This is a genomic window from Gilvimarinus sp. 1_MG-2023 (genome assembly GCF_030548285.1).
Genome location: NZ_JAUOSC010000185.1, coordinates 1 through 430, shown reverse-complemented (window position 1 = coordinate 430; position 430 = coordinate 1). Strand labels below are relative to the sequence as shown.

Sequence of the window (430 nt, the reverse complement as noted above, 5' to 3'; positions counted from 1 at the left end):
AACCAAAGCGGCCGAAACGGCCTGAAGCATAGCGCTGGAATAACCGGACTTTCCTGGCTGTCGGGCTAACCGTCCCGGATCCATCAGTCGAGTAATGGGCCAGCAAGAGCTCGTCTCGTCTTGTTGTCATGTCAGGAGTCGTCATGGTGTTGGGGGAACCCGGCACAACAAAGCAACCGTGATTAGCACTTATAACCAGAGAGAGGAGATCGGCCATGACTGACACTATCGTTGGCCGCACGCGAGGCGGAGAAGAGTGGACGCCTGAATTTGTCACGGCACTGGACCCGATGACCTGCATCGGCTGTGGCCGTTGTTACAAGGTATGCCCACGAGATGTATTTGATCTTGTTGATCGTGCGGATGTGGTCGATGCCGAAGAGGATGACGACGACTTTTACGATGATGATGACGAGATGAAGGTAATGAC

At 54.0% G+C, this 430-nt stretch carries 1 protein-coding gene; it reads left to right on the top strand.

Annotated features, from left to right (window positions below; translation table 11 throughout):
* Positions 1-215: 215 nt before the first annotated feature.
* Positions 216-430, top strand: a 215-nt coding sequence (locus Q4563_RS16340) for a 4Fe-4S binding protein (RefSeq protein ID WP_303605229.1), incomplete at its 3' end; no start/stop codon positions are given.